43 protein-coding genes and 1 riboswitch are annotated in these 25,052 nt (G+C 44.2%); of the genes, 3 read left to right on the top strand and 40 right to left on the bottom strand.

Going from position 1 to position 25,052, the window contains the following annotated elements:
• Positions 1-35 precede the first annotated feature (35 nt).
• Positions 36-226: riboswitch (cobalamin riboswitch) on the bottom strand.
• A gap of 362 nt (positions 227-588) precedes the next feature.
• From rplQ to ACPW7J_RS01555, 34 genes are all read right to left on the bottom strand, one after another.
• Positions 589-930: a 50S ribosomal protein L17 gene (gene rplQ / locus ACPW7J_RS01720; RefSeq protein WP_161874348.1), complete on the bottom strand. Its 342-nt coding sequence runs from the start codon at positions 928-930 to the stop codon at positions 589-591.
• Between the two features lie 44 nt (positions 931-974).
• Positions 975-1,919, bottom strand: coding sequence for a DNA-directed RNA polymerase subunit alpha (locus tag ACPW7J_RS01715; RefSeq protein WP_425756091.1), 945 nt, complete (start codon positions 1,917-1,919; stop codon positions 975-977).
• 50 nt (positions 1,920-1,969) lie between these two features.
• A complete protein-coding gene (gene rpsD, locus ACPW7J_RS01710) occupies positions 1,970-2,590 on the bottom strand; it encodes a 30S ribosomal protein S4 (protein ID WP_161874350.1) in 621 nt (206 codons plus the stop codon).
• A gap of 22 nt (positions 2,591-2,612) precedes the next feature.
• Positions 2,613-3,011 (bottom strand): 30S ribosomal protein S11, encoded by a 399-nt coding sequence (rpsK, locus tag ACPW7J_RS01705; RefSeq protein WP_161874351.1) that lies wholly within the window; start codon positions 3,009-3,011, stop codon positions 2,613-2,615.
• 17 nt (positions 3,012-3,028) lie between these two features.
• Entirely contained in the window at positions 3,029-3,397 is a 369-nt protein-coding gene (gene rpsM, locus ACPW7J_RS01700) for a 30S ribosomal protein S13 (RefSeq protein WP_161874352.1), read from the bottom strand.
• Between the two features lie 121 nt (positions 3,398-3,518).
• Entirely contained in the window at positions 3,519-3,632 is a 114-nt protein-coding gene (gene rpmJ, locus ACPW7J_RS01695) for a 50S ribosomal protein L36 (RefSeq protein WP_161874353.1), read from the bottom strand.
• 14 nt (positions 3,633-3,646) lie between these two features.
• Positions 3,647-3,868: a translation initiation factor IF-1 gene (gene infA / locus ACPW7J_RS01690; RefSeq protein ID WP_161874354.1), complete on the bottom strand. Its 222-nt coding sequence runs from the start codon at positions 3,866-3,868 to the stop codon at positions 3,647-3,649.
• Positions 3,869-3,890: 22 nt separating this feature from the next.
• Positions 3,891-4,637: a type I methionyl aminopeptidase gene (map, locus tag ACPW7J_RS01685; RefSeq protein WP_425756088.1), complete on the bottom strand. Its 747-nt coding sequence runs from the start codon at positions 4,635-4,637 to the stop codon at positions 3,891-3,893.
• Between the two features lies 1 nt (position 4,638).
• A complete protein-coding gene (locus ACPW7J_RS01680; RefSeq protein WP_425757544.1) occupies positions 4,639-5,283 on the bottom strand; it encodes an adenylate kinase in 645 nt (214 codons plus the stop codon).
• A gap of 17 nt (positions 5,284-5,300) precedes the next feature.
• Complete coding sequence (gene secY, locus ACPW7J_RS01675) at positions 5,301-6,581, bottom strand: preprotein translocase subunit SecY (RefSeq protein WP_425757543.1); 1,281 nt, start codon at positions 6,579-6,581, stop codon at positions 5,301-5,303.
• A gap of 7 nt (positions 6,582-6,588) precedes the next feature.
• The gene (gene rplO / locus ACPW7J_RS01670; RefSeq protein ID WP_161874357.1) at positions 6,589-7,029 is read right to left on the bottom strand and encodes a 50S ribosomal protein L15; all 441 of its coding nucleotides are present in this window, start codon (positions 7,027-7,029) and stop codon (positions 6,589-6,591) included.
• A 20-nt stretch (positions 7,030-7,049) separates the two neighbouring features.
• Positions 7,050-7,232, bottom strand: a complete 183-nt coding sequence (gene rpmD / locus ACPW7J_RS01665) for a 50S ribosomal protein L30 (protein WP_161874358.1) — start codon at positions 7,230-7,232, stop codon at positions 7,050-7,052.
• Positions 7,233-7,245: 13 nt separating this feature from the next.
• Positions 7,246-7,749, bottom strand: coding sequence for a 30S ribosomal protein S5 (gene rpsE / locus ACPW7J_RS01660; protein WP_161874359.1), 504 nt, complete (start codon positions 7,747-7,749; stop codon positions 7,246-7,248).
• Positions 7,750-7,765: 16 nt separating this feature from the next.
• Positions 7,766-8,131 (bottom strand): 50S ribosomal protein L18, encoded by a 366-nt coding sequence (gene rplR, locus ACPW7J_RS01655; RefSeq protein WP_161874360.1) that lies wholly within the window; start codon positions 8,129-8,131, stop codon positions 7,766-7,768.
• A gap of 19 nt (positions 8,132-8,150) precedes the next feature.
• A complete protein-coding gene (gene rplF / locus ACPW7J_RS01650) occupies positions 8,151-8,693 on the bottom strand; it encodes a 50S ribosomal protein L6 (protein ID WP_161874361.1) in 543 nt (180 codons plus the stop codon).
• A gap of 13 nt (positions 8,694-8,706) precedes the next feature.
• Positions 8,707-9,105, bottom strand: a complete 399-nt coding sequence (gene rpsH, locus ACPW7J_RS01645; RefSeq protein ID WP_161874362.1) for a 30S ribosomal protein S8 — start codon at positions 9,103-9,105, stop codon at positions 8,707-8,709.
• 223 nt (positions 9,106-9,328) lie between these two features.
• The gene (locus ACPW7J_RS01640; RefSeq protein WP_160201955.1) at positions 9,329-9,514 is read right to left on the bottom strand and encodes a type Z 30S ribosomal protein S14; all 186 of its coding nucleotides are present in this window, start codon (positions 9,512-9,514) and stop codon (positions 9,329-9,331) included.
• An 86-nt stretch (positions 9,515-9,600) separates the two neighbouring features.
• Positions 9,601-10,143 (bottom strand): 50S ribosomal protein L5, encoded by a 543-nt coding sequence (gene rplE, locus ACPW7J_RS01635; protein ID WP_425756084.1) that lies wholly within the window; start codon positions 10,141-10,143, stop codon positions 9,601-9,603.
• A 17-nt stretch (positions 10,144-10,160) separates the two neighbouring features.
• Positions 10,161-10,466 carry a 50S ribosomal protein L24 gene (rplX, locus tag ACPW7J_RS01630; protein ID WP_161874364.1) on the bottom strand — a complete coding sequence of 102 codons (306 nt, stop codon included), beginning with the start codon at positions 10,464-10,466 and terminating at the stop codon, positions 10,161-10,163.
• A gap of 14 nt (positions 10,467-10,480) precedes the next feature.
• Complete coding sequence (rplN, locus tag ACPW7J_RS01625) at positions 10,481-10,855, bottom strand: 50S ribosomal protein L14 (RefSeq protein WP_161874365.1); 375 nt, start codon at positions 10,853-10,855, stop codon at positions 10,481-10,483.
• Between the two features lie 14 nt (positions 10,856-10,869).
• Positions 10,870-11,130 (bottom strand): 30S ribosomal protein S17, encoded by a 261-nt coding sequence (gene rpsQ / locus ACPW7J_RS01620; protein WP_161874366.1) that lies wholly within the window; start codon positions 11,128-11,130, stop codon positions 10,870-10,872.
• 19 nt (positions 11,131-11,149) lie between these two features.
• A complete protein-coding gene (gene rpmC, locus ACPW7J_RS01615) occupies positions 11,150-11,353 on the bottom strand; it encodes a 50S ribosomal protein L29 (protein ID WP_161874367.1) in 204 nt (67 codons plus the stop codon).
• Positions 11,353-11,784, bottom strand: a complete 432-nt coding sequence (gene rplP, locus ACPW7J_RS01610) for a 50S ribosomal protein L16 (RefSeq protein WP_161874368.1) — start codon at positions 11,782-11,784, stop codon at positions 11,353-11,355. Before rplP ends, rpmC begins: the two co-directional genes overlap by 1 nt.
• Before the next feature lie 22 nt (positions 11,785-11,806).
• Positions 11,807-12,682 (bottom strand): 30S ribosomal protein S3, encoded by an 876-nt coding sequence (rpsC, locus tag ACPW7J_RS01605; protein ID WP_161874369.1) that lies wholly within the window; start codon positions 12,680-12,682, stop codon positions 11,807-11,809.
• A gap of 18 nt (positions 12,683-12,700) precedes the next feature.
• Positions 12,701-13,036, bottom strand: coding sequence for a 50S ribosomal protein L22 (gene rplV / locus ACPW7J_RS01600; RefSeq protein ID WP_161874370.1), 336 nt, complete (start codon positions 13,034-13,036; stop codon positions 12,701-12,703).
• A 16-nt stretch (positions 13,037-13,052) separates the two neighbouring features.
• A complete protein-coding gene (gene rpsS / locus ACPW7J_RS01595) occupies positions 13,053-13,331 on the bottom strand; it encodes a 30S ribosomal protein S19 (protein WP_161874371.1) in 279 nt (92 codons plus the stop codon).
• A 16-nt stretch (positions 13,332-13,347) separates the two neighbouring features.
• Positions 13,348-14,181, bottom strand: coding sequence for a 50S ribosomal protein L2 (gene rplB, locus ACPW7J_RS01590; RefSeq protein ID WP_161874372.1), 834 nt, complete (start codon positions 14,179-14,181; stop codon positions 13,348-13,350).
• Positions 14,182-14,200: 19 nt separating this feature from the next.
• Positions 14,201-14,491 carry a 50S ribosomal protein L23 gene (gene rplW, locus ACPW7J_RS01585; protein WP_161874373.1) on the bottom strand — a complete coding sequence of 97 codons (291 nt, stop codon included), beginning with the start codon at positions 14,489-14,491 and terminating at the stop codon, positions 14,201-14,203.
• Complete coding sequence (rplD, locus tag ACPW7J_RS01580) at positions 14,491-15,114, bottom strand: 50S ribosomal protein L4 (protein WP_161874374.1); 624 nt, start codon at positions 15,112-15,114, stop codon at positions 14,491-14,493. The genes rplW and rplD overlap by 1 nt, the downstream gene beginning before the upstream one ends.
• A gap of 29 nt (positions 15,115-15,143) precedes the next feature.
• Positions 15,144-15,779 carry a 50S ribosomal protein L3 gene (gene rplC, locus ACPW7J_RS01575; protein ID WP_161874375.1) on the bottom strand — a complete coding sequence of 212 codons (636 nt, stop codon included), beginning with the start codon at positions 15,777-15,779 and terminating at the stop codon, positions 15,144-15,146.
• A gap of 297 nt (positions 15,780-16,076) precedes the next feature.
• The gene (gene rpsJ / locus ACPW7J_RS01570; protein WP_067532850.1) at positions 16,077-16,388 is read right to left on the bottom strand and encodes a 30S ribosomal protein S10; all 312 of its coding nucleotides are present in this window, start codon (positions 16,386-16,388) and stop codon (positions 16,077-16,079) included.
• Positions 16,389-16,851: 463 nt separating this feature from the next.
• Entirely contained in the window at positions 16,852-17,388 is a 537-nt protein-coding gene (locus tag ACPW7J_RS01565) for a DUF2284 domain-containing protein (RefSeq protein ID WP_425757541.1), read from the bottom strand.
• A gap of 203 nt (positions 17,389-17,591) precedes the next feature.
• A complete protein-coding gene (gene rbr / locus ACPW7J_RS01560) occupies positions 17,592-18,128 on the bottom strand; it encodes a rubrerythrin (RefSeq protein WP_161874377.1) in 537 nt (178 codons plus the stop codon).
• 4 nt (positions 18,129-18,132) lie between these two features.
• Positions 18,133-18,540 (bottom strand): Fur family transcriptional regulator, encoded by a 408-nt coding sequence (locus ACPW7J_RS01555; protein ID WP_161874378.1) that lies wholly within the window; start codon positions 18,538-18,540, stop codon positions 18,133-18,135.
• 150 nt (positions 18,541-18,690) lie between these two features.
• Between ACPW7J_RS01555 and ACPW7J_RS01550 the strand changes: the two genes are divergently transcribed.
• Positions 18,691-19,068, top strand: coding sequence for a desulfoferrodoxin family protein (locus ACPW7J_RS01550; protein WP_202623927.1), 378 nt, complete (start codon positions 18,691-18,693; stop codon positions 19,066-19,068).
• 71 nt (positions 19,069-19,139) lie between these two features.
• Here the strand turns inward: ACPW7J_RS01550 and ACPW7J_RS01545 are convergent, their stop codons facing one another.
• The 3 genes from ACPW7J_RS01545 to ACPW7J_RS01535 form a co-directional block, all read right to left on the bottom strand.
• Complete coding sequence (locus tag ACPW7J_RS01545; protein ID WP_161874379.1) at positions 19,140-19,640, bottom strand: pyridoxamine 5'-phosphate oxidase family protein; 501 nt, start codon at positions 19,638-19,640, stop codon at positions 19,140-19,142.
• Positions 19,641-19,831: 191 nt separating this feature from the next.
• A complete protein-coding gene (locus ACPW7J_RS01540; RefSeq protein ID WP_424960232.1) occupies positions 19,832-20,767 on the bottom strand; it encodes a carbohydrate kinase family protein in 936 nt (311 codons plus the stop codon).
• 24 nt (positions 20,768-20,791) lie between these two features.
• Complete coding sequence (locus tag ACPW7J_RS01535) at positions 20,792-22,459, bottom strand: nucleoside kinase (protein ID WP_425756076.1); 1,668 nt, start codon at positions 22,457-22,459, stop codon at positions 20,792-20,794.
• 175 nt (positions 22,460-22,634) lie between these two features.
• Here ACPW7J_RS01535 and ACPW7J_RS01530 point away from each other — a divergent pair, with 175 nt between their 5' ends.
• The gene (locus tag ACPW7J_RS01530; protein ID WP_161874382.1) at positions 22,635-22,832 is read left to right on the top strand and encodes a DUF378 domain-containing protein; all 198 of its coding nucleotides are present in this window, start codon (positions 22,635-22,637) and stop codon (positions 22,830-22,832) included.
• Between the two features lie 29 nt (positions 22,833-22,861).
• On the opposite strand, the gene ACPW7J_RS01525 is transcribed toward ACPW7J_RS01530, so the two are convergent.
• From ACPW7J_RS01525 to ACPW7J_RS01515, 3 genes are all read right to left on the bottom strand, one after another.
• On the bottom strand, positions 22,862-23,002 hold the full coding sequence (locus ACPW7J_RS01525; RefSeq protein WP_161874383.1) for a hypothetical protein: 141 nt from the start codon (positions 23,000-23,002) through the stop codon (positions 22,862-22,864).
• Between the two features lie 73 nt (positions 23,003-23,075).
• A complete protein-coding gene (locus tag ACPW7J_RS01520) occupies positions 23,076-23,576 on the bottom strand; it encodes a YdbC family protein (RefSeq protein ID WP_425756074.1) in 501 nt (166 codons plus the stop codon).
• A 77-nt stretch (positions 23,577-23,653) separates the two neighbouring features.
• Positions 23,654-24,541, bottom strand: a complete 888-nt coding sequence (locus ACPW7J_RS01515) for a metallophosphoesterase (protein ID WP_425756072.1) — start codon at positions 24,539-24,541, stop codon at positions 23,654-23,656.
• Positions 24,542-24,640: 99 nt separating this feature from the next.
• Here ACPW7J_RS01515 and ACPW7J_RS01510 point away from each other — a divergent pair, with 99 nt between their 5' ends.
• Positions 24,641-25,045, top strand: a complete 405-nt coding sequence (locus tag ACPW7J_RS01510; RefSeq protein ID WP_425756070.1) for a DUF3887 domain-containing protein — start codon at positions 24,641-24,643, stop codon at positions 25,043-25,045.
• Positions 25,046-25,052 lie beyond the last annotated feature (7 nt).

The following is a 25,052-nucleotide window of genomic DNA, read 5'->3' as shown; positions in this document are numbered from 1 at the left end:
CTGTATCTATTTCTGGATTTTTACGGTTTCCTCGCCGCAAATCCGCATCTCATGCATGTCTCCTGGCTCAGGTATCAACGTCTACTTTGCCTTCCCAGATTGCATTCTCCAGTGGCATCTTATAAGCAAACTCCTCCATTACAGTGGCGGGACCGCGCAGGACTTTCACCTGCTTCCATCTTAGCTTCTCTCCGTAGAGAGAAGAACACGAAACGTTTCTTTTTTCATTTTGTTATTCAATTTTTAACAAGTATCTGGAAAGTCTAATCGATCCTCCTTCCCGCAAGGTATTCCCTGCTGTTCTATTTCTGCATTATATTATACCTCCGCCTGTGTATATTTGTCAATTCTAATTTATCGCTGGATCACGGCAAATGGACGGAAAACGGAACTTTGTATCGCGAACTGCCTTTTGACACTGACAAGCTCTATTCATTTCTTAGGACCTGACGGTTATTAATGCACCTTGTTTTGGATTGAGATGTTGATAAAGAAGCAGATGGTTTCAAGGGAAAACAAAACCCCTGTCACGGCAGGGCCGCACAGGGGCTATTGTCTTTGTATTGCTACTTTATGATTAGACGTTGATTAAACCAGTTCCAGGAATACTACCTCTGCGCTGTCACCTCTGCGAGGTCCCAGCTTCAGAATTCTGGTGTATCCGCCGTTTCTGTCAGCATACTTCGGTGCAATATCATCGAAGAGCTTCGTTACTACGCTTTCATCGTAGATGTATGCCAGCGCCTGTCTTCTTGCGTGCAGGTCGCCGCGCTTTGCGAGTGTGATCAGCTTTTCAGCTTCTCTTCTGGCTTCTTTTGCTCTGCAGTCAGTAGTGGAAATTCTGCCTTCTCTGAACAGGTCAGTTACCAGATTTCTCAACATAGCTTTTCTGTGAGCAGTTGCTCTGCCCAATTTTCTATATCCTGGCATGTCAATTCTCCTTTCACTTCATTATAGTCTGTCTATGCAGGAAATTAGTCGTCGCTTGGCTTAAGACCAAGACCTAATTCCTCTAATTTTGCTTTCACTTCGTCGAGGGACTTCTTACCAAGGTTTCTAACCTTCATCATATCTTCTTCTGTACGCTCAGTCAATTCCTCTACAGTATTGACCGCAGCTCTCTTTAGACAGTTAAAGGATCGAACGGATAATTCCAATTCCTCAATAGTCATTTCAAGAGCCTTTTCCTTCTGATCTTCTTCCTTCTCAACCATAATTTCCATACCGTCGGTTGAATCATCCAACTGGATGAAGAGATTCAGGTGTTCCTGCATAATCTTCGCCCCAATGGATACGCCTTCTTCCGGCGTAATGGAACCGTCTGTCCAGATTTCCAGATTGAGACGGTCAAAGTCTGTGACCTGACCTACTCTGGTATTTTCAACTGTATAGTTAACCTTTCTTACTGGTGTGTAAATCGAGTCAACTGGAATGACCGAAATCGGTGTGCTTTCTGTCTTGTTCTGATCAGCAGGCACGTAGCCTCTGCCTCTTGCGAGGTTGATCTCCATCACAAGAGTAGCATTCTCCTCCAGTGTTGCGATATGCAGGTCTGGATTGAAGATTTCCATTTCGGAATCGCCGATAATATCAGCCGCGGTTACTTCCTTCGGGCCTACCGCATTGATAATAACCCGTTTAGTGTTGTCACCGTTGAGCCTTATAGCAAGCTTCTTCAAGTTTAAGATGATTTCTGTTACGTCTTCTTTAACACCTGGTATCGTTGAAAACTCGTGAAGTATTCCGTCGATTTTTACAGAAGTTACGGCAGCGCCCGGGAGAGAGCTCAAAAGAATTCTTCTCATGCAGTTTCCCAGGGTAGTTCCGTATCCCCTTTCCAGAGGTTCTACGACAAATTTGCCGTAATTCCCGTCTTCGTCAACAAATTTTGTTATTGTTGGTTTTTCGATTTCTATCACTAAAAACCCTCCTTCATTTTCCCAAGTAATACCGGATTTACGCCGCTATATTATTTGGAGTACAACTCGACGATTAAGTGCTCTGCAACAGGAGTATCAATTTCTTCTCTTGTTGGCATAGCAACGATTTTACCTTCTAATTTCTCAACATCGACTGTCATCCATGAAGGTACGCTGATTGACATTTCCTTAATTTCCTTAAACTTAGGGGAGCTGGTGCTCTTTTCCTTTACCTTAATCACATCTCCAGCCTTCAGCTGCATTGCCGGAGCGGCAGCCTTCTTGCCGTTTACTGTGAAATGTCCGTGTACTACAAGCTGTCTTGCTTCTTTTCTGGAAGATGCAAAGCCCAGTCTGTATACAGCATTGTCTAATCTTGTTTCTAACAGGATTAACAGGTTTTCACCAGTCTTACCCTGTTTTCTGGCTGCTTTATCAAACAGATTTCTGAACTGTTTCTCCTGCATGCCATAGAATCTCTTCGCCTTCTGCTTTTCACGGAGCTGCAGTCCGTAATCAGATACTTTCTTTCTGGACTGACCGTGCTGTCCGGGAGCGTAATTTCTCTTCTCAATTGCGCATTTGCCACTGTAGCATCTTTCACCCTTCAAGAAAAGCTTCTGGCCTTCTCTTCTGCATAATCTGCAGTTAGCGTCTGTATATCTTGCCATTTTATATTACTCCTCCCTTCAATTAGACTCTTCTTCTCTTCGGCGGTCTGCATCCGTTGTGCGGAATCGGTGTGATATCTTTGATCATGGTGATCTCAAGACCAGCTGCCTGCAAAGCTCTGATAGCAGCTTCTCTTCCGGAGCCCGGACCTTTTACATAAACCTCTACCGTTTTCAAACCGTGCTCCATAGCGGCTTTTGTTGCTTCCTCAGCAGCCATCTGTGCAGCGAACGGTGTGGATTTCTTGGAGCCTTTGAAGCCAAGGGATCCTGCGCTGGACCAGGAAAGTGCGTTTCCGTCCATATCTGTAAGAGTAACTAAAGTATTGTTAAAGGTGGATTGGATATGTGCCTGGCCTTTTTCAATGTTCTTACGTTCTCTTTTCTTTTTTCTAACTGTTTTCTTTACAGTCTTAGCCATTGTTTCCTACCTCCTTCTTATTTTTTCTTTCTTCCTACAGTCTTCTTAGGACCTTTACGAGTTCTAGCGTTTGTCTTTGTCTTCTGACCTCTTACAGGAAGTCCTCTTCTATGTCTGATACCTCTGTAGCTTCCGATTTCCATCAGTCTCTTGATATTCAAAGAAACTTCTCTTCTCAGGTCACCTTCTACGAGATAATCTTCATCGATGATCTTTCTGATTTTACCTGCTTCCTCCTCAGTCAGGTCTTTAACTCTTACGTCAGGGTTAACTCCTGCTTTTTCAAGGATAGCGTTTGCGGTTGGTCTACCGATACCATAAATGTAGGTTAAACCAATCTCTACTCTTTTCTCTCTTGGTAAGTCGACACCGGCTATACGAGCCATACGTTTCCTCCTTCTCCTATCTTCCGTCACATTTCCAGGGGTGATATAGACAGGCGTTCTCATATACAATAATTATTTTGTCTGCGGTCCTGGTCCACGCAAACCATTTTTAACGAATCAATTAACCTTGTCTCTGCTTGTGCTTTGGATTCTCACAGATAACCATTACTTTTCCGTGTCTTTTGATTATCTTGCACTTTTCACAGATTGGTTTTACGGAAGCTCTAACTTTCATCTTATTCCTCCTGTTTAGCCTTTATCTCTCCATATAATTCTTCCTCTGGTTAGATCATAAGGTGAAAGTTCTACTTTTACCTTGTCTCCCGGCAGGATTCTTATATAGTTCATTCTGATTTTTCCTGAAATGTGTGCAAGCACTTCAAAACCGTTTTCAAGTTTTACCTTGAACATTGCGTTTGGCTGAGCATCCACAACGGTTCCAACTGCTTCTATGACGTCTTTTTTCGCCATGAAATACACCTCTCTTTATTCACTACAGGGTAAGCAGCTCAGGCTCACCATCATTGATAACAACAGTATTCTCATAATGCGCCGCCAGCTTTCCATCTGCCGTAACTACAGTCCAGTCATTGAGCAAAGTCTCAATCTCATATCCGCCCTGACAAATCATCGGTTCGATAGCAAACACCATACCGCTGACCAGCCGAGGACCTTTGCCGGGCTTTCCGTAGTTTGGAATCTGCGGGTCTTCATGCATATCACGGCCCACACCATGCCCAACAAAATCACGTATGACGGAAAAGCCTTCGCTCTCAGCTTTTTCCTGAATTGCATGGGAAATATCTGACAACCTATAGCCAACTCTGGCATACTTTATACCTTCAAAGAAGCTGGCCTTTGTTACTTCAATGAGACGCATCGCCTCATCGTCCACCTTGCCCACCGGATATGTTCTGGCGGCATCACTGACATACCCTTTATAGGTGGCGCCCACATCTACGCTGACAATATCGCCTTCGTGAATGATTCGCCTTTTATCTGGTATACCGTGGACTACTTCCTCGTTGATGGATACGCAGGCATTGCCCGGAAATCCACAATAACCCTTAAAAGTAGGGATCATCTTATGTTCCTTGATAGTCTTTTCTACATAACGATCGATATCCATGGTGGACATGCCAGGTTTAATAAAGTCGGCCAGGGTATTCAAGATATACCCTGTAACCTTTCCCGACTCACGCATTATATCAATTTCCTGTCTGGATTTGATGATGATCATACTATTCTCCTATAGCTTTTACTATTTCTGCAAATACAGTTTCCAACGGTAAAGCGCCGCCAACGGTAACAATATTATCTGCCTTTTTATAGTAATCTACAAGAGGCATAGTCTGCTGGTTGTAAACCTCGATTCTGTTCTCAACAGTTTCCACTGTATCATCAGCTCTCTGGATCAGCTCACCACCGCAGATATCACAAATGCCTTCTTTTTTAGGAGGAATGTTAACGACGTGGAAAGAAGCGCCGCAGGTCTTGCATACTCTTCTGCCCGTCAGTCTGCTAATCAGTTCTTCCTTTTCAACCTCGATATCGATAACCAGATCCAGCTTCATGCCTTTCTTTGCAAGAAATGCATCCAGCTTTTCTGCCTGATATACAGTTCTCGGAAAACCATCTAACAGGAACCCATTCTTACAATCATCTGCTAGCAATCTGGTAGTTGCGATTTCGATGACCAGATCGTCAGGAACTAACTCACCTTTGTTCATATATTCCTGCGCTTTTTTTCCCAGCTCCGTGCCATTTTTAATGTTTTCTCTGAAGATATCTCCGGTGGAAATGTGTGGGATATTATATTTTTCCACAATTCTTACCGCTTGTGTGCCCTTACCCGCTCCCGGTGGGCCTAACAAAACTGTTCTCAGCATTTGCTCATCTCCTCTTATTTAAGAAAGCCCTGATAGTTTCTCATAACCATCTGGTTTTCCAATTGTTTCATTGTATCTAGTGCAACTCCTACCGCAATCAGCAGGGAAGTTCCGCCGAAGTGCATACCCTTCAAAGACGGAATCAACACGCCTAAGATCGTTGGCAGCGTTGCGATTACAGCAAGGAAGATAGCTCCTACAATGGAGATTCTTGACATAACCCTGCTGAGATATTCAACCGTAGCCTTACCCGGTCTTATACCCGGTATAAATCCACCGTTAGCTTTCATATTCTGTGCTACTTCTACAGGATTAAAGGTTGCTGCTGTATAGAAGTAGTTAAAGAATATGATCAACAATACGTTAAATATAGCATACACCCACACACCTGGATTTCCAGCCGGTGACAACCACTTCGTCACGAAATCAGTAAAACCTGTATTCGGGAAGAAATAAGTGATAGTCAGTGGGAACTGCAAGATGGACAGAGCAAAGATTACAGGAATAACACCTGCCTGGTTGACCTTTAGTGGAATATGTGTGGACTGTCCGCCATACATCTTTCTGCCAACTACTCTCTTTGCATACTGAACCGGAATCCTTCTGGTTCCCTGCTGGATCTCAATGATACCCAGGATAACGACAACGGCGAAGACTATAAACAGCAAAATCGTAATAATGCTCAGCTGTCCATCTTGGAACTGTGTCCATATAGTACGCAGTCCGCTTGGAATTCTCGCAACGATACCGCCGAAAATGATCAAGGAGATACCGTTTCCGATGCCGTATTCATTGATCTGCTCACCTAGCCACATCAAGAAAGCCGTTCCCGCTGTAAGCACTAGGATGATGACCATAAAAGAGAACCATGTCTGATCAATAACAGCTCTTCTAAACAGACCAACGGTCAGACCAAATGCCTGAACTAATGCCAGTACAATTGTCAAATACCGCGTGATCTGCGCCATCTTCTTTCTTCCTTCCTGTCCCTCTTTTGCCAGTTTCTCAAAATATGGGAAAGCCATGGCCAAAAGCTGAACGATAATGGAAGCCGTAATGTACGGGGTAATACTTAAAGCAAAGATCGTGAAGTTACTGAACGCTCCGCCTGAAAACAGGTCGAACAGATCAAATAATCCAGTCTCACCGGTAAATACCTGTGCCAGAGCGGATCTACTGATTCCCGGAACAGGAATATTGGATCCGATTCTGAATACGACCAGCATCAGCAAAGTGAAAATGATCTTGCTTCTGATCTCTGCGATTTTGAATGCCTGTGATACAGTCTTAAGCATCTCCATCTTAGATCACCTCTGCCTTTCCTCCAGCAGCTTCAATTTTTTCAATCGCACTCTTTGTAAACTTGTGTGCCTTTACTGTAATACTATTGTCTAAAGCGCCGTCTCCTAAAATCTTGATTCCATCCTTTACCTGCTTTACCAGGCCGACTTCTTCAAGAAGTTCCGGTGTTACAACAGTACCTGCCTCAAATCTATTGAGATCCTTTACATTAATCGTTGTATATTCTGTTGCCCAAATATTGGTGAAGCCTCTCTTAGGCAGACGTCTGTACAGAGGCATCTGTCCACCTTCAAAGCCTAGTCTTACACCGCCGCCGCTTCTGGATTTCTGGCCGTTCATACCTCTACCGCCGGTCTTGCCCTGTCCAGTAGCTGTACCGCGGCCTCTTCTCTTACGGTTCTTTGTTGAACCTTCTGCAGCTCTTAATTCATGCAGTTTCATTGTCCCTTGCACCTCCTATTTTACAGTTCTTCTACAGTAACAAGATGCGCTACCTTAGCAACTGCACCACGAGTTGCAGGTGTGTCGGCAAGTTCAACACTGCGATGCATCTTCTTTAGTCCTAACGCTTCGACTACCTTTCTCTGCTTAGGGGAAGCGCCGATCGTACTCTTTGTCAAAGTAATTTTTAACATTTTAGCCATTTTGCGTGTCCTCCTATCCTAAGATTTCTTCAGGTGTCTTACCTCTCAGCTTAGCAACCTTTTCTACTGTCATCAGTCCTTTAAGACCTTCCAGTGTCGCATAAGCCATGTTACCGGTGTTATTGGAACCAATGGACTTCGCTCTAACGTCCTTAATTCCTGCAGCTTCCAGTACAGTACGTACGGAGGAACCCGCGATAACTCCAGTACCCTGTGCAGCAGGCATCAGTAAAACCTTTCCTGCGCCGAAGATACCGATGTTTCTATGTGGTATAGTTGTTCCAACTGTCGGAACATATATTAAATTCTTTTTTGCATCCTCTGTAGCTTTTCTTACAGCTTCAGGAATTTCCTGAGCCTTACCAAGACCAACGCCTACGTAGCCGCTGCCATCGCCGACAACTACGGTTACGCTGAATCTCATATTTCTACCGCCCTTAACTGTCTTTGCAACACGTCTGATGTTAACGATAGTTTCTTTCAAGTCCAGCTTGGATGCATCAATGATATTACGCATTCCTTATCTCCTCCTGTTAGAATTTTAATCCGCCTTCGCGAGCGCCATCTGCCAGTTCCTTTACTCTTCCGTGATAGAGGAATCCGCCTCTGTCAAAGGCTACAACTTCGATACCCTTTTCCAGCGCTCTCTTAGCAATAGCTTCGCCAACTTTCTTTGCAGCTTCCTTGTTTCCACCATAACCAATTTCGGCTTTCAAGTCTTTGTCAAGGGAAGATGCAGAAGCTAAAGTGACTTTGTTTACATCATCAATGATCTGACAGGAAATATTCTTGTTAGATCTGTATACGCAAAGTCTTGGCTTCTCAGGAGTTCCAGATAAGTTTTTTCTAACTCTTTCGTGTCTTTTTACACGCTTGTCATTTCTACTTTCTTTTGCCATTTCTCATTTCACTCCTTTCTTATTTAGCTCCAGCTTTTCCTTCTTTTCTGCGGATCACTTCATCAGCATACTTGATACCCTTGCCCTTATATGGTTCAGGCTGTCTCCAAGCTCTGATGTTAGCGGCATAGTTTCCTACAGCTGCTTTGTCGATACCTTTTACGAGAATCGTCGTCGCGTCCGGTGTCTCTGTGCTAATTCCTTCAGGATCCGGCATCTCAACCGGGTGAGAGAAACCAAGGTTCATAACCAGGTTGTTGCCTTTCTTCTCAGCTCTGTAGCCTACGCCTACCAGCTGAAGTTTCTTTTCATAGCCGTTTGTAACGCCGACTACCATGTTGTTGATCAGAGTTCTTGCCAAACCGTGCTGAGATCTATATTCTCTTGCATCAGATGGTCTGGTCAGAACTACTTCATTTTCTTTTACTTCAATGTTGATTAATTTGCTTACCTGTTCCTGCAGTGTTCCCTTAGGACCTTTTACTGTTACAACGTTCTTAGCGTCTACAGTAACTTCTACGCCGGCAGGAAGTGCAACAGGTTTATTACCTATTCTTGACATGTTCTCTTACCTCCTACCATACATAACAGATAACTTCGCCGCCGACACCGTATTCTCTGGCTTTCTTATCGCTGATGACTCCCTTTGATGTGGAGATGATCGCGATACCCAGGCCTCCCAGTACCTTTGGTACATCATTAGCCTTCGCGTAAACTTTCAGTCCCGGTTTGGAAATCTTCTTGATTCCGTTGATAACTTTTTCTTTATTTGCGCCGTACTTCATCTGTACTTTGATAACGCCCTGCTTGTTGTCGTCTATAACGTCAAAACCGTTAATGTAGCCTTCTTCAAGCAGAATCTCTGCAATAGATTTCTTGATCTTAGATGCAGGGATTTCTACCGTTTCGTGACCTACAGTATTGGCATTTCTGATTCTTGTCAGCATATCTGCTATTGGATCTGTCATTGTCATTACAGTATATCTCCTTCCTCTTGCGCGGTTCGAAGCCCTAACCCGATTTGTAAAAACAAATCGTTGGTAGGTCTCGTGCGAGAACTCCCCGGCTTTAGCTGGCTTGGAGTTTACCGCCGCCCTAACCCGATTTGTAAAAACAAATCGTTGGTAGGTCTCGTGCGGTTCGCATCAAAACCTTAACGGTTTATAGCTTCGCCTTCGCACTGATTTAACTTCTATTTTACCAGCTAGCTTTTCTTACGCCAGGAATTTCACCTTTGTAAGCAAGCTCTCTGAAGCAGATACGGCAGATGCCGTATTTCTTTAACACAGAGTGAGGTCTTCCACAAAGTCTGCATCTTGTGTAAGCACGGGTGGAATACTTCGGTTTTCTCTGCTGCTTTACTTTGAGAGATGTCTTTGCCATCTTATCCTCCTACCTATAATTTCCGAGCATCACCGAGGAAATTATATAAAACTTCCTTGCGGCAACGCCGGTACAATCGAGTTTTTCTACTTCTCAAACGGCATACCCAGAAGCTCCAGAAGCGCTGCGGCTTCTTCGTCTGTCTTAGCAGTCGTTGTAAATACGATGTTCATACCTTTGATTGTGTCAACGTCATCATAGTTGATTTCCGGGAAGATCAACTGCTCCTTGATACCCATGGAGTAATTGCCTCTACCGTCAAAAGAATTTTTGCTGACACCTTTGAAGTCTCTTACTCTAGGAAGAGAGATGTTGAAGAATTTGTCGACAAATTCATACATATTGTCTCCTCTCAGGGTAACTTTTGCTCCAACTGGCATGCCCTGTCTTACTTTGAAGTTTGCGATAGACTTCTTTGCCTTTGTAACAACTGGTCTCTGTCCTGTAATCAGACCAATTTCCTTTACGGCCGTTTCCAGAATCTTAGCGTTTTCTTTTGCTTCGCCCAGACCCATATTTATAGTAACCTTCTCCAGCTTAGGAACTTCCATTACGTTCTTGTATTGGAACTTTTCCTTCAATGCTGGGAATACTTCACTTTTGTAAGTTTCTCTTAATCTTGCTGTCAAAATCTTCTCCTCCTTTCTTAGTCAATTACGTTTCCGGTTTTTCTATTAACTCTGACTTTCTTTTCACCGTCAACTTTATAGCCAATCTTGATGGCTTCTTTTGCCTTAGCGTCATAGAACATAACGTTGGAAGCATCAATCGGTCCTTCCAGGTGCTTGATTTCAGCCTTTTCGGTTCTAGTCTGCTTCTGATGCTTTGTCTGCATGTTTACGCCTTCAACGATGACTCTGTTTTCCTTCGGCATAGCTTTCAGGACTTTTCCGGTTTTACCTTTATCTTTACCAGTAATTACTACTACTGTATCGCCTTTTTTAATACGCATCTGTCAACACCTCCTTATAATACTTCCGGTGCCAATGACACGATCTTCATGAAGCCTTTATCTCTGAGCTCTCTGGCAACAGGCCCGAAGATACGCGTTCCAACTGGAGTCTTATCTTCTTTATCCTTAATGATAACAGCCGCGTTCTGGTCAAATTTTACGTAGCTGCCGTCTGCTCTTCTGGCGCCCTTCTTTGTTCTAACGACTACAGCCTTGACAACATCGCCCTTCTTGACAACGCCGCCCGGTGTTGCTTCTTTAACAGCACAAACGATTACATCACCGATATTCGCATACTGACGGGAAGTACCGCCCAGGATACGGATACATAAAAGTTCTTTTGCACCTGAATTGTCAGCAACTCTTAATCTTGTTTCTGTTTGAATCATGATCTGGTGCCTCCTTATTTAACCTTCTCTACGATGTTAACAAGTCTCCATCTCTTGTCCTTGGACAGAGGTCTTGTTTCCATAATTCTAACTTTATCTCCGATATTACATTCGTTGTTTTCATCGTGAGCCTTCACCTTCTTGGTTCTTTTTACAGCTTTGCCGTAAAGGGAATGTCTTACGAAGTCTTCGATTGCAACAACTACAGTCTTATCCATCTTATCGCTTACTACGATGCCGACTTTAGTCTTTCTTCTGTTTCTTTCAACTGCCATAATTTACATCCTCCTTTCATTAAGCCTGAACCTTTTCAAGTTCTTTTTCTCTGATGATGGTCTTAACTCTCGCAATATTTCTCTTAACTTCTCTCATCTTTACAGGATTCTCAAGCTGTCCTGTAACATGCTGAAATCTCAGATTAAAGAGTTCCTTCTTCATTTTTTCCAGTTCAGCATTCAATTCGATGTCAGTCATCTCTCTCATTTTCTTCAATTCCATTATGCTTCACCACCCTTTGCTTCTTTTTCTTTGATGGCAAATTTGCACTTGACAGGTAACTTGTGCATTGCAAGCCTCATAGCTTCTCTTGCCTGTTCTTCTGTTACTCCGTCGATCTCGAACATGACTCTGCCAGGTTTAACTACTGCTACCCAGTACTCCGGAGCACCTTTACCGGAACCCATACGTACTTCAGCAGGCTTCTTGGTTACTGACTTGTGCGGGAAAATCTTGATATATACTTTACCACCTCTTTTGATAGATCTTGTCATGGCAATACGAGCTGCCTCGATCTGATTGGAGGTGATCCATCCACATTCCTGTGATACCAGGCCGTATGAACCGTAGGTAATGGTATTGCCCTTGGTTGCTACGCCCTTCATTCTACCTCTATGAACTCTTCTGTGTTTAACGCGCTTTGGCATTAACATGGCTTAGTTCCTCCTTTCGTACTTATTCTTCGGTAGTCTCTGCAGCCGGTGCAGCTTCTACCTGTGGTTCGATTGCTTTAGGTTCTGCCTTCGGAGTCTTTCTGACTCTTGGGTTTACAGCTTTCGGCGCTTCATTTCTGTCACCGCGGTCGTTTCTTCTTCTGTCGCCGCGATCACGTCTGTCGTTTCTTCTTCTGTCACCGTCTTTTCTGCCTCTTCTCTCTCTCTTTTCGCGCTTTTCCTCACGAACCGGGCTCTGTAATCCCTTATCAAGGATCTCACCATGGTTGATCCATACCTTTACACCAATCTTACCGTAAGTGGTGTCGGCTTCTGCGAATCCATAGTCGATGTCGGCTCTTAAAGTGTGGAGAGGAACATTTCCTTCGCTGTACTTTTCGCTTCTTGCGATTTCAGCGCCGCCCAATCTTCCGGAGCAGAGAACTTTGATGCCCTTTGCGCCAGCTTTCATGGTTCTGCCGATAGCCTGCTTCATCGCTCTTCTGAAGGATACACGTCTCTCCAGAGCCTGTGCGATAGATTCTGCTGTCAACTGTGCGTCTAATTCAGCCCTTCTGACTTCTTCAATGGAAATTTCCACTTCCTTGCCCGTCATCTTAACCAGAGCTGCCTTCAGTTCGTCAACACCGTTGCCGGAGCGTCCGATAACCATACCTGGTCTTGCAGTCAGTACGATAACTCTGATCTTGTTCGCAGCGGCTCTCTCGATTACAACCTTAGAAACGCCAGCAACGTATAATTTTTTCTTTACGTATTCTCTAACCTGATTATCTTCAACAAGTAAATCTGCAAAGTTGTTCTTTTTTGCATACCACTTTGAGTTCCAGTCTTTGATTACGCCCACTCTCAATCCATGTGGACTTACTTTCTGACCCATTCAATGAACCTCCTATTCTTAGTCTCTTTCTTTCAGAGTCACGCCAACGTGGCTTGATCTCTTCAGAATAATTGATGCTCTACCTTGTGAACCGGCTCTCCATCTCTTCATTGTAGGGCCCTGATGAGCATATACCTCTGCAACATATAAATTATCTGGATTCATATCAAAATTGTTCTCAGCGTTTGCTGCTGCTGACTTCACAACCTTTTCTACAATCTCAGAACCTTTTCCCGGTGTGAACTTCAGGATTGTTAATGCCTCTGCTAAGTCCTTGCCTCTAACCAGGTCTACAACCGGTTTCAGCTTGATAGGAGACATTCTTACGTATTTTGCAACTGCTTTTGCTTCCATTTCTTATCTCCTTTTCTTATCTTACCTTCGATGACTTATCTGCAGCATGACCTCTGTAAGTTCTGGTTGGAGCAAATTCTCCAAGCTTGTGGCCTACCATGTCTTCTGTAATATATACAGGAACATGCTTTCTGCCGTCATGGACTGCAATGGTGTGTCCCACCATCTGTGGGAATATAGTGGATGGTCTTGACCATGTTTTGATAACTTTCTTTTCGTTTGCTTCGTTCATGGCTTCGATGGCTTTCAGAAGCTTCACGTCTACGAAAGGACCTTTTTTAAGTGATCTACTCATTCTCTATGCTCCTTCCTTATTTCTCATTTCTTCTCTTTACGATATACTGATTAGAAGCCTTATTCTTCTTTCTGGTCTTATAGCCCAGTGCAGGTTTACCCCAAGGAGTAACCGGACTCTTACGTCCAACAGGCGCTCTGCCTTCACCACCGCCGTGTGGGTGATCGTTAGGGTTCATAACAGAACCTCTTACAGTAGGTCTGATACCCATGTGTCTTTTTCTTCCTGCTTTACCAATCTGAATGTTGGAATGATCTGCATTGCCAACTTCACCGATGGTTGCTCTGCACTGAATCAGGACTTTTCTAACTTCACCGGACGGAAGTCTTACCTGAGCATATTTATCCTCTTTCGCCATAAGCTGAGCAGCGTTACCAGCAGATCTTGCCAGCTGTCCGCCCTTACCAGGCTTCAATTCGATATTGTGGATCATAGTACCAACTGGGATATTGGCGATTGGAAGTGCGTTTCCAACCTTAATATCTGCTTCCGGGCCGGAGTAGATCACATCGCCAACCTTCAGCTTGTTCGGAGCGATGATATATCTCTTTTCGCCATCTGCGTATACGATCAGAGCGATATTAGCGCTTCTGTTCGGATCATATTCAATAGTTGTAACCTTTCCAGGAATATCATCCTTCATTCTCTTGAAGTCGATGATTCTGTATTTATGTCTGGTACCGCCGCCTCTATGTCTAACGGTAATCTTACCTCTGACGTTTCTTCCTGCATGCTTTTTCAAAGTTTCTGTAAGAGATTTTTCTGGTGCCTTCACAGTAATCTCTTCGAAAGTAGAAACCGTCATGCCGCGCTGACCAGGAGTCGTTGGTTTATATTTTTTAATTCCCATTCTTATCTACCTCCTAATATTACAGACTCTGGAAGAACTCAATCTCTTTGCTGCCTTCAGTCAGAGTTACGATCGCTTTCTTATAAGCTGATCTTCTGCCCATGGTTCTTCCCATTCTCTTTAATTTACCGTCATAGTTCATGACATTAACTTTCTTTACTTCAACACCAAAGATTTCTTCGACTGCTAATTTAACCTCCGTCTTATTAGCATCTACAGCAACCTTGAATGTGTACTTCTTTTCCTGTGCCTGGTCCATACTCTGTTCAGAAATGACCGGCTTGATGATTACGTCGTATGCGGATCTCATTAGATGTACACCTCCTGAATTTTTTCGATTGCTTCCTTCGTTACGATGAAGCTGGTATGATTTACGATTTCGTAAACATTCATAGTTCCTACGAGAGCAGTTTTAACTCCCGGGATATTGGCTGCGGATCTTACTACGTTTTCATCCTTTTCAACCGTAATGATCAAAGCTTTTTTCGCTGCCTTGACGTTCTCCAAAACCTTAATCATTTCTTTCGTTTTCGGAGCATCAAATTTCAATTCGTCTAATACGATGATCTCGCTATCAGCCACTTTAGCGGAGAGAACAGACTTCATAGCAAGTCTTCTCACCTTCTTAGGCACTGTATATCTGTAGCTTCTTGGCTTTGGCGCAAAAGCGATACCGCCTCCTACCTGTGAAGGGTCAGTTGTAGAACCCTGTCTGTGACGGCCTGTTCCCTTCTGTCTGAAAGGCTTTCTTCCGCCTCCTCTGACTTCGCCTCTAGTCTTTGCAGACTGTGTGCCCTGTCTCTGGTTTGCCAGATAATTTACAACCACTGCATGAACAGCGTTTGCGTTTGGCTCGATGCCAAATATTTCATCCTTTAGCTCGATGGTTCCGGCTTCAGTTCCGGCCATGTTAAGCATAGTTACTTTTGCCATTATGTGCTTCCTCCTTTCTGAAGTCTATTCTATTTGTCCTGACCCTTGACAGCATACTGGATTCTTACCAGACTTCCTTTGCCGCCAGGAACTGCTCCCTTAACCAGCATCAGGTTTCTGTCAGTGTCAACTTTTACTAAAACTACATTCTGAACGGTAACCGTCTCACGGCCCATTCTTCCCGGACCAGCATTACCCTTGAATACTCTGGAAGGATACGTACCTGCAGCCAATGCGCCAGCCAATCTCTTGTGCTTGGAACCGTGGGTCATCGGACCTCTGTGGTGTCCGTGTCTCTTGATGTTACCCTGCGTACCTTTACCTTTGGAGGTTCCGGTAACGTCCAGTTTACTTCCTGCTTCGAAATCAGCAACAGTAATTACCTGTCCTAACTCGTAAGTTTCGCCTTCTTCTACTCTGAACTCTGTCAGATGCTTTTTCAAAGGCGCGCCGCTCTTTGCAAAATGGCCTGTCATAGGCTTATTTACTCTGTGTGCCTTCTGATCTTCAAAAGCCACCTGTACTGCATTGTAACCGTCAGTTTCTACTGTTTTAATCTGCGTTACAACTTCTGGGCCAGCTTCGATGACTGTTACAGGAATTACTTCTCCTGTTTCTGCGAAAATCTGGGTCATACCGATTTTCTTGCCTAAAATAGCTTTCATATTGTTTCTCCTTTTCACTTACATTGGATTACTCTGGTGTGCAACTTGCTGCAGCGGCGCCGCATCTTGCGCCTGGGCTTTCACAGGTGAGCCTTTTGCAGCTTTTCCCTCTCATGTAATCTTACTAAGGGAAAGTGTCCCTTACTTGTCTTTTTTCGATGCTGCTGCGTTGAAATCCTATCCTGATTTCTGTAGAAAATCTCTGGAAGGTCTCATGCGAGAAACGCCCAAATCTCTGATTTGGCTACGTTTTACCGCGGTTGCGCCGCATCATCGCCAAAATCCTGCGTAACTACGTTACAGCTTGATTTCGATGTCTACGCCTGCAGGTAAGTCCAGCTTAGTCAAAGCGTCAGTTGTCTGCAGAGTAGCATTGGTGATGTCGATCAATCTCTTGTGCGTTCTCTGTTCGAACTGCTCTCTGCTGTCCTTATACTTGTGAACTGCTCTCAGGATTGTAACGACTTCTTTTTCTGTCGGAAGCGGAATCGGTCCGGAAACATCTGCGCCAGTTTTCTTGGCAGTTTCCACGATTTTCGCTGCAGACTGGTCTAATAACGCGTGGTCATAGGCCTTAAGCTTGATTCTGATTTTCTGTAATTCGCTCATTGTTTTCCTCCTAAATTTTTTGTACTGTTTTCGCTATGCTTGTACAAGGGGTTCTTTCTGACGTTGGGGCGCTGCACATGCGAATCTGTGCAATCCCTGTCAAATGCCCACTTCTTTAACGTGTGCGGTGGAATCGCTTACTTTGCACACGGCGCCGTGCGTTTCTTTATTTTTCGCACAAAGCAAAAGTCGGCGAACACCTTCGCCCCCATCTGGTGGGGACAATTCTCTGTAGAAATTACCGGATAGCTCCGCAACTTCCTACTTCATCGCCTTAAGCAAGCCTTTTTAGTATACATGAAGTTTGTCAGGAAAGCAAGCCTTTTTTCAATATTTTTCATATTGATATCGTACTTTTTTCAAGACATTTTTCATCTTTTTAATACACGCATGTCAAGTGTTTTCAATCACTTTAATCCAGCATTTCGTTACACGCATACTGGCGTTTCTTTTTATCCAATAATCACATCATGCATATTCCGAAGAACGCCACCATATTTTTTCCATAATCCCAATCGAGACCAGCTGCTTCGCACAGACTGACCACATCGATTCCATAAGCCGAAAGGCAGGACGCAGTCCTTTGCGGAAAATTGCAGGGTTGTCCGTTTTCCTTGGCGCACGGCGAGCAAATGCTGCATGGCCCCGCCATAATACAAAGTCCTTCTAACCCGCTGTCAGACAGTTCTTTCATAAGTGACCGAAGCTTCTGATTATGTTTTTTCTTTAACGACCCTGTCTGAGCAGAATCAGTAATATCCTCTACCGGCCAAACCGTTTGAAGCACAAAAGCCTTGCTGTAAGCAAGCGCTTTAGCTTTCATCTCTGCAGGCGTCCCGCAATCCGGCGGACATCCGTAGTTTTTTCCATAATTACCGCATTGATTCATCTCACAGTATTTTCGAAACTCAAATTTAAATACCAACTCCTGCGCGTCTATTATTGCAGCATGGTCAATTCCTGCAGCTGCGGCTTTCGTCAATAATTCCTTCTCTGTCATTTGTCTCACCTCACTCCTCATTATACGCTTTTATCAGCAGATTGAAAGAATGAGTTTTGTTTTTCAAGCAATTCTATGATATTTTGCGAAGAAAGTTACCTCAAAAAAGAAAAAGGCTTCGTATTCTAAGATTAAAATTCTTATCCTACGAAACCTTCATCAGCTTATTTACGAGATAAATCTACCCGTATTTCCTATAAATTTTAATAATTCTCGGCCTTGATCTGGAAATGTGCCTGCGGATGCGCACATACAGGGCAAACCGCCGGCGCCTCTTTGCCTATTACCTGATGACCGCAATTGCTGCACTGCCACAAAACTTCTTCGTCCTTAGAGAAAACCTTACCAGCCTTAATATTCTCAGCTAATTTTCTGTAACGTTCCTCATGTTCTTTTTCTACAGCTGCAACGCCTTCCATCTGTTCCGCGATCTCCGGGAAGCCTTCTTCTCTTGCCGTCTTAGCCATCTCAGCATACATCTCAGTCCATTCGTAGTTTTCTCCTTCTGCCGCGGCAAGCAGGTTTTCTTCTGTGGAACCAATACCAACAGCCAGCTTAAACCAAAGTTTAGCATGTTCCTTTTCGTTAGCGGCAGTCTCCTCAAAGATCTTCTGAATCTGCACATAACCGTCTTTTTTTGCCTGAGACGCATAATAAGTATACTTATTTCTCGCCTGAGACTCTCCTGCAAAAGCAATCATCAAATTTTCCAGTGTTTTCGTTCCCTTTAAATCCTTCATCTTTTTATTCCTCCTTTTTCTTTTCGGCACAATACGGACAGCATCCATAAAATAAAGTATCCGCCAGGTCCGCCTCCTTTGGTTCTATTCCAAACGCTTGCGACGCAATCGTCTTGAACTGATCAAAGGCAGTCTGATCCTCTACAGATAAATCAAAGAGCCTCCCGCACCTCCGGCATTGCATATGATAATGTTCTTTCATTACGGCGTCAAAACGCACAACGCCGTCAGAACCGATCATCTTTCGAATCTGACCCGCGTCTGCCAGAGTATTAAGATTTCTATATACTGTAGCAATCCCAATAGATGGTAGAATGCGTTTAGCACGTTCATATACCCACTCCACCGTAGGATGCACGTCGGTACTTGCTACAATATCCAAAATTAAGTTTCTCTGTTTGGAATATCTCATAAAAACCTCACTCATGGCATAATTAATAATGATTATCATTATTATAATTTATTTAACAAAATCTGTCAAGTGATTTGTTCTTTTTTGCCAACGTTTAAAATCAACACCTGTGTGGTACACTAGAATTAGTAAAATAAGGAGGAAATAAATATGATAAAGCTATTTAAATGCGCTCATTGCGGTAACATTGTTCAAATGGTAGAAGATAAAAACGTAAAGCCCGCATGCTGCGGACAGCCTATGGATCTCTTGAATCCCAACACCACAGACGCCGCCCAAGAAAAACATGTTCCTGTAGTAACGGTAGACGGAACAAGAGTTACCGTCAGCGTAGGCAGTGCAGAACACCCGATGATGGACGAACATCACATCTCTTTCATCATTTTAGAAACAAATCAGGGTAGTCAAATTAAATATCTGAACCATACCGGAAAACCTGCGGCAGAATTCGCCCTTGCAGAAGGAGAAAAGCCAATAGCAGCATACGAATACTGTAATTTGCACGGGTTCTGGAAAGCAACCATCTAAATAAGCATGTAAAAAGCAGGCGTTCTCAAAATGCAGAATCGCCTGCTTTTTCGGTGGATGAACAAATCACTCTATTTTTTGTTTTTCGCCCGCACCAATTCAATGGCCTCTTTCCCTGACAGGTGATCGATGGTCATTTCAATCATGGTAAGCGGCTTAAACTGACTTTCAATTTCTTCTTCCAGCGCTTTCTTCAGTTCCGGCATCGGCGAATACTTCACGGCCAGCTTTCTGATAGCGTCCTTCTTTTCCTGCACATCCTCGATAATCCTTACTTTTCCAAAAGCTATAGCGCTTCTGAAATAGGTTGTAAATTCATCCGGCACAATCTGATCCTGACCGATAACGCTAAAGGATACTTTCTCATTTCTTCTCATGGCGTCTATCTTATGTCCCGCCGCGGCGCTGTGAAAATAAATTTTGCCATCGGCGTATACATAGCTGATAGGTACGGCATACGGATAACCATCATCTCCACTGACAGCCAATACACCCGATGTTCCCTTTTCTAAAATTTCTACCGTTTCCCGTTCAGATAATACCTGCTTGCTCCGTCTCATACTCCTGAACATTTCGATTACCTTCCTTTCCGCTTTTCAGCTCCTGTCCGCCAGAAGAAAAAAACGTCTCTTCTCCATTCCTTCAAAGGCCTAACGGAATGAATACAAGACGTTACCCGGCGGCAAATATTGTTTATATATCGTCTAATATAATTCTATCATGGATTGTAGCAGATTTTCCCCAGGAAATCAAGAATAAAATCCTAAAGTTCCTTCATCCTGGCGCAAACATCCGCCATAGATATCGTGGGATTCACAGCAATCTGCGTCTCCATGGCAAAGGAGGAACAAGCAATACCCATCTTCGCTGTTTCCTCTGCGGAAAGTCCCATGATGTGTCCCATAAGAATCGCTGCAGAAAAAGCGTCGCCTGCACCTGTAGCGCTGACCAGATTAACGGTTCTTGACTGCACGACGCCTTCCTCCTCTGCAGTCCTATAGTATGCGCCTGCTTCTCCCAAACTGATAAACACCCGCCTCACACCTTGCTGCAAAAACCACGTACCCGCATGGTGCAAAGAAGACTGATCCCGAATAGAGATACCGCTCAAAAGCTCCGCTTCAATTCTGTTTGGCTTGACCGTGTGGAAACGATGTATAAACGGCTTTACCCGCACCGCCTTTGACGCGGACACCGGATCTAAAAATAGAGGAATCTCCTTTATCTGCGTCATATAGTCTAACGCTTCAGGCTGCAGATTACAATCCAATCCCACGATGGAAGCTCGTCGAAAAATCTCCATCCGTTCCGCCAAAAACTCTGGAGTAATCCGTTCTAAAATATCCATATTGCAAATTCCTAATTCCATATCATTTTTATGATTAAGGATAGATAAATACATGCCGGTATTTTCGCCGGGAAGATTCTGAATACCGCTTACATCCACACCCAAATCCTCTAACTGCTGCCTAGCGCTCTGTCCCATGACATCGTCGCCTGTCAGGGATATCATCGCCACTTCACCTCCCAGACGAGCAACATTCTCCACAATATTGCGTCCTACTCCTCCTACAGAGACGGTCACACTTCCCGGATTTGAATCCGCCGCAACTAAAGCCTTATCGGGTCTTCCCTCTATATCAATATTGATGCCTCCAACTACCGTAATTGCCGCCATTATTTCCGTGTTCCTTTCCACTCAGCGTTCTTCTAAACGTACAATTTATTCAACAAAGATGCTTCCACCGATAAACTCTCTGATAATAGAATTACCTGCAATAATATGATCGTCTTCAATCGTCCTGAAAAACCGTAAAAATTTCAACATACGAACAGCCTCAGCATACTCCGGTTCATCCGGTGTAATCCTGGACAGAAACGGCTCAGCATACTTCTTCAAAACAGCAATCTCATAAACATGATATGAATTAAAAAGAACATCCGCTTCCCCGCTATAAGGGAAAATATTTTTATCCTCTCCCGCACGAACCTTTGGCCAGCTGGCAATGGTGCTCTGCGCGTTGTGTCCGCGATAAAGGTTATCACGAACCATTCTGCGCAGCATCCTTTCGTCGGTCGTCGGAATCCTGTTATGCGCGTCAATATTCAGCTGCGTAAGAGGGCTGATATATATCTTGAACTTCTCCTCCTTCGAAATATACGGAGTCAAGTCCTCGTTCAGGGCATGAATTCCCTCAATAACGACAGGCTGATCCTTCCTGATCATCATTCTTCTGCCGCCATAGACCTTATGGCCTGTCAGGAAATCAAAGGATGGTAAATCTACTTCCCTGCCCTCCAATAAAGCATTCATATTGTCATTGAACAGCTGGATATCAAGCGCCTGCAAATTCTCATAATCCTTCTCTCCGTGCTCATCCAACGGCGTTTCTTCCCGCTCCACAAAGTAGTCGTCCGTTCCAAGGTACAGAGGATCCAGACCATTAACCTTTAGCTGAATGCATAGTCTTCTTGCAAAAGTCGTCTTTCCTGACGACGACGGCCCCGCAATGAGAACGATTCTCTTGTGCTGCTTCTTAATCATATCCGCAATCTGCGCAATTTTCTTTTCGTGGAGCGCCTCAGAAAGCTGAATCAATTCCTTATACTGGCCGTTCTCAATTTTCTCGTTAAGATCCGCCACATAGCTGACACCTAGCAAGCGATCCCATTTGGTCTGCTCGCCGAAGGCTTGATACATTTTCTTTTCATCCACATATGGAGGCATCGTATCCGGCGCAGACGGATGTGGAAACCGAAGCAGCACGCCTCTCCGGTATTTCATCAATTGAAAATGTTCAATGTATCCGGTAGACGGCGCCATGAACCCATAGAAAAAGTCTCTGCAGCCTTCCAGAGAATAGAATTTGACCTTTTTCAATTTCAACGATTCACTCAGCATACGCTGTTTTTCCCGGCGGCCGTCTTCCTCCAGAATGGCCATGGCGTCCTCTCGTGAAACAATTTCCTTTACAAAAGGTAAATCAGCGTCAACCAACTGCCTCATCCGTTCCTCTATCTGCTGTACCTGCCGCGTTGTTAACGGTTTCACCGTTTTGATCTCCGTATAAAGTCCCTTATTCAGAGAATTCTGTATCTCTACTCTAACGCCGTTTCCCAGACAATCCGACACGGCCTTTAAATAAATCAGAGACAAACTATGCTGGTAAATCAAATTGGCCGATTGGGTACGCATGTCCAAAAGTTCCAAACGGCATGACTTTTCTAATTTATATCCCAGATCTTCTATTTTATTATCAACTCGAGCAGCCAGCGCTGTATACGCCATTTCATTTCGATATGTACGATAAATATCCTCTATAGAAGTCCCTGCTTTCACTTCAACTTCCTTCCACGCTGCTCTCGGTGCAGTTCGCAATTGAATCTTCATAAATCTCCTTCCTCCCTCTGCGGGCCAGACTGTCGACGCACGCGGCAAAACGCCAAAAATCCACAGTTTGTTTCTCTATTTTATCACAAATTCCTATGCCATGACAAGAGTATGTGCAGTCTGCGAATATTCTATGCCTTATTGGACAGACTAATCATTTGAAAGGAGTGATTTGATGAGAAAACTAATTCTTGCACTGCTCATTATCGGCGGCATCAACTGGGGTCTGATCGGATTCTTCAAATATAATCTGGTCGACAGTATCTTTGGTCCGGACTTTTTTACAATTTCCCGTATTATTTACGCAATTGTCGGCCTTGCCGCAATCTGGGCCATCACATTTCTATTCAACAACAACACGAGAGAGGGATAATCATTCCCTCTCTCATTGCTTTTTTCTTCTTAACAACATGTAGGTTCACAAGAGTCAAACTCTTCGCAGCCGCATCCAAAAATGCCCGGCTTGCAGAACAGCAGAACCAAAATCAGAAAGAAGAATAACAGACTATCGTCGATTCCACCTCTATGATCACAGCATGACATAATACATACCTCCTGTCTTCGTGATTTGATATATACTATGCCTGCCGCAGCCATTTGGTGCGTCAAGTCAAGCCTAAAATTCAGCTTTGCCCTCATCCTCTATCAAAGGGTTTCCTTCCGACGCTCCTGTCTCGTCTAAAGCTTCTGGCGTGAACGGCGTCTGTGACTGTCCCCCTTCATTCAGATCATTCACCTGGTCCAAACAAGTCTGACAAAGAACTGTATTCTCTGCAGATGACTGGCTTACATCATCAACCAATAATTCATCCCCGCTTCTGCGTTGCTCTGCCCGGCGCGCTCTCCGCTCCGCTTCCTTAGCTTTCCCTTCCGCTACGGCCTTACGGCTGTTATCGGCCAAATACAAATCTACCAAATTTCTCATTTCCCATGGATGCAAGGTAATTCCTTTGCTCATTCGTTCATGTTCTTCGTCCCACTCTCTGATATCATACTTAGGCTTCGCACCATTCCAGCTGATTAGATTTAATTCTCTGTTCCAACCGGAATCCCAGCTGCTGATCGTTCCAATATGTTCTCTGATCTCGTACGTAATGTTGTTACTTTTCTCTGGCATTTTCATTTCCTTTCCATGCCAGTCGGCCCACGTCTATACTTTACCATAAATTGGATATTATGTCAATAATTTTCTATTTACTCCATTGCCAACCGGCACACTACAATTTCCGGTCGGTTAAAGAGCCGGAACGGGAAGGTACTGTTTCCCAATCCTCTGCTGATCACCATCTTCGTATTTCCCTGTTGATGAACACCGCTGGTCAGCTTCGGCAAAATTCCCTGTCCCGGCGCGAAGAGACCCTCGGTAAAGGGCAATCGAATCTGACCTCCATGGGCGTGTCCGGAAAACACTAAATCCACTCTGCCCTCTGCCGCAGCTGCGTAGGTATCCAAATACTGAGGTTCATGGACCAGCAGGACAACCAGATCAGATGGCTGCAGACCATCAGCTATAGCTTCTATTTCTCTGATGATCGTAGAAGCGTCAAAAGCCGTATCCATCCGGCCAGGCTGCAAACCTCCCGGACTGACACCCTTTGCCGCGTACAGAGTTTCTTCGGAAATCCCCAGGAGAATCAATCGGTCGCGTCCACGGCATATCGCCTCGCCACGGTCAAAAAGAAGATGGATTCCCATAGATTTCATTGCATCGTACATTTGCGATATTTCATCAAATGGCAGCGCCAGCTCATGATTTCCATTGACATAATAAACAGGCGCGATAGCTGCCAGTCTTTCCATAGCCTGTAAGGACGCCTGATAATCAGTATGATTCCGATCCGGCAAATCACCTGTAAAGATGATAATATCTGGTGACGCTTTATCAACTGCCTTAGTCAGCCGTTCCTGATTTCGTCCGAAGCGGCTGCTCTGTAAATCGGATACCTGCACTATAACAAACCCATCAAAGGCCGTGGGTACGGCGCGGCTTGCTATTGGGTAATACGAAGCAGTAATGGACTTATCGCTCCAATATAAAAAACCGGCGACAAAAGCAATGAGTATAATCAAGGTCAACATCATAGGATCATCCTTTCTGCTTCAAGCAATGTTGCGTCCTGCCTTGCAACTGGCAGTAATCCGTGATATGATTAAAAAAGCAACATGCATTGGAGGTAGTAAGTGAAAAAGAGATACATCGTCATACCGGCATCTATGGCTCTGCTTCTGGGTCTCTGTGCCGCAAACAGCGCTATGCCGGAAGGCTTTGAAAAGAATCAGGCTCTTACCTTATCTAAAAATTTTATTACAAAAGCTAACCGACGCGCCTACGAAAACTGCTACAGCCTATTGTCACCAGCTATGCGCGATTCTATGAGCTGTGCTCGTCTGGAATCAATTCTCTCGCCCGTTCTGGACAGTCTCGGCGATTTTGTACGGTTTAAAGGCTTTTCTGTTACGGCGAAGCAAACAAAAGGCCAGCCCTACGTTCAATGCATCGTCAAATGCCAATATGAAAACGAATCCGCTGATTTCACCATCTCCATCGGCAAAGATCTGATGATCAGCGGACTATCTATTCATTGATCCAGCT

Origin of the sequence: Ihubacter sp. rT4E-8, from assembly GCF_049852125.1 — a bacterium.
Lineage (GTDB): Bacteria > Bacillota > Clostridia > Peptostreptococcales > Anaerovoracaceae > Senimuribacter.
This window is presented reverse-complemented; position numbering and strand designations above follow the sequence as displayed.

Excerpts from the sequence above, each read along its gene's own strand:
- rbr (WP_161874377.1), bottom strand. The coding sequence starts at position 18,128 with ATGAAGGATTTAAAGGGAACGAAAACACTGGAAAATTTGATGATTGCT.
- rplP (WP_161874368.1), bottom strand. The coding sequence starts at position 11,784 with ATGTTAATGCCAAAGCGCGTTAAACACAGAAGAGTTCATAGAGGTAGA.
- rpsD (WP_161874350.1), bottom strand. The coding sequence starts at position 2,590 with ATGGCAAGATATACAGACGCTAACTGCAGATTATGCAGAAGAGAAGGC.
- ACPW7J_RS01640 (WP_160201955.1), bottom strand. The coding sequence starts at position 9,514 with ATGGCAAAGACATCTCTCAAAGTAAAGCAGCAGAGAAAACCGAAGTAT.
- rplF (WP_161874361.1), bottom strand. The coding sequence starts at position 8,693 with ATGTCAAGAATAGGTAATAAACCTGTTGCACTTCCTGCCGGCGTAGAA.
- rpsE (WP_161874359.1), bottom strand. The coding sequence starts at position 7,749 with ATGCGTAATATCATTGATGCATCCAAGCTGGACTTGAAAGAAACTATC.
- ACPW7J_RS01545 (WP_161874379.1), bottom strand. The coding sequence starts at position 19,640 with ATGTTCAGGAGTATGAGACGGAGCAAGCAGGTATTATCTGAACGGGAA.
- rplX (WP_161874364.1), bottom strand. The coding sequence starts at position 10,466 with ATGCGTATTAAAAAAGGCGATACAGTAGTAGTAATTACTGGTAAAGAT.
- ACPW7J_RS01515 (WP_425756072.1), bottom strand. The coding sequence starts at position 24,541 with ATGATGTTGACCTTGATTATACTCATTGCTTTTGTCGCCGGTTTTTTA.
- rplW (WP_161874373.1), bottom strand. The coding sequence starts at position 14,491 with ATGAGATCCGCATACGACGTAATCATCAAGCCGGTCATTTCTGAACAG.
- rplO (WP_161874357.1), bottom strand. The coding sequence starts at position 7,029 with ATGAAACTGCATGAATTAAGAGCTGCAGAAGGTTCAACAAAGAACCGT.
- rpsH (WP_161874362.1), bottom strand. The coding sequence starts at position 9,105 with ATGACAATGACAGATCCAATAGCAGATATGCTGACAAGAATCAGAAAT.
- rpsS (WP_161874371.1), bottom strand. The coding sequence starts at position 13,331 with ATGAGTAGATCACTTAAAAAAGGTCCTTTCGTAGACGTGAAGCTTCTG.
- rpsJ (WP_067532850.1), bottom strand. The coding sequence starts at position 16,388 with ATGAGCGAATTACAGAAAATCAGAATCAAGCTTAAGGCCTATGACCAC.
- rpsM (WP_161874352.1), bottom strand. The coding sequence starts at position 3,397 with ATGGCTCGTATAGCCGGTGTCGACTTACCAAGAGAGAAAAGAGTAGAG.
- ACPW7J_RS01555 (WP_161874378.1), bottom strand. The coding sequence starts at position 18,540 with ATGAGATATTCCAAACAGAGAAACTTAATTTTGGATATTGTAGCAAGT.
- rplV (WP_161874370.1), bottom strand. The coding sequence starts at position 13,036 with ATGGAAGCAAAAGCAGTTGCAAAATACGTAAGAATGTCTCCTATCAAG.
- ACPW7J_RS01550 (WP_202623927.1), top strand. The coding sequence starts at position 18,691 with ATGATAAAGCTATTTAAATGCGCTCATTGCGGTAACATTGTTCAAATG.
- rplN (WP_161874365.1), bottom strand. The coding sequence starts at position 10,855 with ATGATTCAAACAGAAACAAGATTAAGAGTTGCTGACAATTCAGGTGCA.
- rplD (WP_161874374.1), bottom strand. The coding sequence starts at position 15,114 with ATGGCAAAAGTAACTATGCTTAACATGGCCGGAACTGAAGCCGGAACC.
- rplR (WP_161874360.1), bottom strand. The coding sequence starts at position 8,131 with ATGGCAAAAGAAAGTAGAAATGACAAGCGTGTAAAAAGACACGAAAGA.
- rpmJ (WP_161874353.1), bottom strand. The coding sequence starts at position 3,632 with ATGAAAGTTAGAGCTTCCGTAAAACCAATCTGTGAAAAGTGCAAGATA.
- rpsQ (WP_161874366.1), bottom strand. The coding sequence starts at position 11,130 with ATGGCAGTTGAAAGAAACAGAAGAAAGACTAAAGTCGGCATCGTAGTA.
- rplQ (WP_161874348.1), bottom strand. The coding sequence starts at position 930 with ATGCCAGGATATAGAAAATTGGGCAGAGCAACTGCTCACAGAAAAGCT.
- ACPW7J_RS01525 (WP_161874383.1), bottom strand. The coding sequence starts at position 23,002 with ATGTCATGCTGTGATCATAGAGGTGGAATCGACGATAGTCTGTTATTC.
- map (WP_425756088.1), bottom strand. The coding sequence starts at position 4,637 with ATGATCATCATCAAATCCAGACAGGAAATTGATATAATGCGTGAGTCG.
- rplC (WP_161874375.1), bottom strand. The coding sequence starts at position 15,779 with ATGAAAGCTATTTTAGGCAAGAAAATCGGTATGACCCAGATTTTCGCA.
- rpmC (WP_161874367.1), bottom strand. The coding sequence starts at position 11,353 with ATGGAATTGAAGAAAATGAGAGAGATGACTGACATCGAATTGAATGCT.
- infA (WP_161874354.1), bottom strand. The coding sequence starts at position 3,868 with ATGGCGAAAAAAGACGTCATAGAAGCAGTTGGAACCGTTGTGGATGCT.
- ACPW7J_RS01565 (WP_425757541.1), bottom strand. The coding sequence starts at position 17,388 with ATGACAGAGAAGGAATTATTGACGAAAGCCGCAGCTGCAGGAATTGAC.
- ACPW7J_RS01520 (WP_425756074.1), bottom strand. The coding sequence starts at position 23,576 with ATGCCAGAGAAAAGTAACAACATTACGTACGAGATCAGAGAACATATT.
- rplB (WP_161874372.1), bottom strand. The coding sequence starts at position 14,181 with ATGGGAATTAAAAAATATAAACCAACGACTCCTGGTCAGCGCGGCATG.
- rpsK (WP_161874351.1), bottom strand. The coding sequence starts at position 3,011 with ATGGCTAAGACTGTAAAGAAAACAGTTAGAAAAAAGAAAAGAGAACGT.
- ACPW7J_RS01535 (WP_425756076.1), bottom strand. The coding sequence starts at position 22,459 with ATGAAGATTCAATTGCGAACTGCACCGAGAGCAGCGTGGAAGGAAGTT.
- rpmD (WP_161874358.1), bottom strand. The coding sequence starts at position 7,232 with ATGGCTAAAATGTTAAAAATTACTTTGACAAAGAGTACGATCGGCGCT.
- secY (WP_425757543.1), bottom strand. The coding sequence starts at position 6,581 with ATGCTTAAGACTGTATCACAGGCATTCAAAATCGCAGAGATCAGAAGC.
- ACPW7J_RS01530 (WP_161874382.1), top strand. The coding sequence starts at position 22,635 with ATGAGAAAACTAATTCTTGCACTGCTCATTATCGGCGGCATCAACTGG.
- rpsC (WP_161874369.1), bottom strand. The coding sequence starts at position 12,682 with ATGGGTCAGAAAGTAAGTCCACATGGATTGAGAGTGGGCGTAATCAAA.